Raw genomic sequence first — 2,363 nt, 5'->3', positions numbered from 1 at the left:
TCGATCGTCTTGAAGCGGATCACCGGCGACACCGGCCCGAAGGTCTCGTGCTTGGCCACCGTCATCCCGGGGTCCACATGGTCGAGCACCGTCGGCGAATACAGCGCGCCGCTGCGCTCATTGCCGTACAACAGCTTCGCACCCGCCTTGATCGCCTCGTTGACCACCGCCTCGAACTGGATCGCAGCCGCCTCGTCGATCACCGTGCCCATGTCCGTGGCCGGGTCCATCGGGTCGCCGTACTTCAGCGCCTTTGTCTTGGCCAGCAGCAGCTCCACGAACCGGTCCGCCACCGCCTCGTGCACCAGCATGCGCTTGATCGCCGTGCAGCGCTGGCCCGAGTTCTTGTACGAGCCGCTGGCCGCCAGCGTGGCCGCCTCCTCGACGTCCGCATCCTCCATCACGATGATCGGATCATTGCCCCCCAGCTCCAGGATCTGGCGCTTGTACACCGCCTTGCCCGCGATGTACTTGCCGATGGCCACGCCCCCCGTGAAGGTGACCAGGTCCACATCGGCGCTGGTGAGCATCTCGTCGGCAATCTCCCTCGGGTCTCCCGTGATCACCGACAGCATCGGCGGCGGCAGGCCCGCCTCGTACAGGATGTCGGCCAGGATGAAGGCGGTGAGCGGCGTCTTCTCGCTGGGCTTGAGCACCATGCGGTTGTTGGTGGCAATGGACGGCGCCACCTTGTGGATCACCTGGTTCAGCGGGTGGTTGAACGGCGTGATCGCCGTGACCACGCCCTGCAGCGGCTCGCGCAGCGTATAGACCTTGCGGCTCTTGCCGTGGTGCGTGAGGTCGCAGGAGAACACCTGGCCGTCGTCCACCAGCGCCTGGTTGGCCGCGAACAGCAGCACGTCGGAGGCGCGGCCCACCTCGTACAGCGAGTCCTTGCGGCACAGGCCCGACTCCATCGTGATCACGCGCGAGATCTCGTCCAGGCGCGAGGCGATGATCTCGCCCGCGCGCATCAGGATCTTGTAGCGCTCGTAGCGCGTGAGGGTGGGCTTGTAGTCGCGTGCGATCTTGTAGGCCACCCGAACATCTTCGAGCGTGGCCTTGGGCACGGTGGCGATCACTTCGCCGGTATAGGGGTAGGTGACGTCGATCGTGCGGTCGCGGTGAATCCGCTCGCCGGCAATGCGCAGGGCTTCGCGGTGGACGGTGCCTGGCTTCAGGATGGCTTGGCTCATGGGGGAGTGCTCCGGAAGTCGTTGTTGTTACTGGGCGTGGTTCAGCGCAAGGTCCAGCGCATCGAAGTTGCGCAGCCGGCGGCTGGCGGCGATACCAGTGACGGGCCGGTTGCAGATCAGCGGCACCCGCTGCTCCGACACCCCGCCGTGCGAGCGCAGCGGCACTTCCAGTGCCGACAGGTCATGCCGGCTGGCCGAAGTGCCGATGACCGTGCTCTGCTCGCTGACCACCACGATGTCGCCGATGCGGTCCGGCGGCAGCTCGAAGCGCGCGGCCGCGTCCTTGCGCGAGAGCACCAGCTCCATGCCCGGCAGGCGCTGGATGCGCTCGATCCAGCCCGGCACGCGGGCCTCGTCGGGGGCGTACACGGTGGCAAAGGAGCCCAGCGCGCCGTGGTGCACCACGTACGGGTCGGTGATCGGCAGGATCACGCGTGCCTGATCCTTGCCGTACCAATCATCGAGCACGTCCTGCAGGTAGATGACCTTGGGCGCGCCGTCCGCGTCGTGCTTGTCGTTCATGCCGTGGTCGGCCGTGAGCACGATGGTGGCGCCCAGCGCGTCGAGTTGCGCGAGGTAGCCGTCCATCATGGCGTAGAAGGCGTTGGCCGCGGGGCTGCCGGGGGCGGCCTTGTGCTGCACGTAGTCGGTGGTCGACAGGTACATCAGGTCGGGGCGGCGCGATTCCATGAGCTTGACGCCGGCGGCGAAGACGAACTCCGAGAGCTCCGCGCTGTACACCGAGGGCACGGGCATGCCGACCATCTCGACCACGCCGTCGATGCCGTTCTCCTCGACGGTGGCCTGGTCGGCCTTCTCCGAAGAGAAGCAGATGCCCTTCATGCGGTGGCCCAGCAGCTTGCGCAGCTTGTCCTTGGCGGTGACCACCGCGAGCGAGGCGCCCGCATCGGCGAAGGCTGCGAGCACGGTGCCCGCGCGCAGGTACTTGGGGTCGTTCATCATGACTTCCTGGCCGAGTTCGCGGTCGAAGAAGTAGTTGCCGCAGATGCCGTGCACGGCCGGTGGTGCGCCGGTGACGATGGACAGGTTGTTCGGGTTGGTGAAGGAGGGCACCACGCAGTCGGCCAGCAGGTCGGCTCCGCTCTTGCGCATGCGCTCGATGTACGGGGCTACGCCGGCTGCGATGGCGGCATCGAGATACGCAGG

At 67.0% G+C, this 2,363-nt stretch carries 2 protein-coding genes; both read right to left on the bottom strand.

The annotated features are described in order from the left end of the window. Window positions 1-1,196: phosphonoacetaldehyde dehydrogenase (gene phnY / locus ACSFCA_RS36435; RefSeq protein ID WP_435462989.1), on the bottom strand; the 1,196-nt coding region annotated here is incomplete at its 3' end. 27 nt (window positions 1,197-1,223) lie between these two features. Beyond that, window positions 1,224-2,363, bottom strand: a 1,140-nt coding sequence (gene phnA / locus ACSFCA_RS36430) for a phosphonoacetate hydrolase (RefSeq protein ID WP_435462988.1), incomplete at its 5' end; no start/stop codon positions are given.

The sequence above is a fragment of the Variovorax multivorans genome, from assembly GCF_051216835.1.
Classification (GTDB): domain Bacteria; phylum Pseudomonadota; class Gammaproteobacteria; order Burkholderiales; family Burkholderiaceae_C; genus Variovorax.
This window is presented reverse-complemented; position numbering and strand designations above follow the sequence as displayed.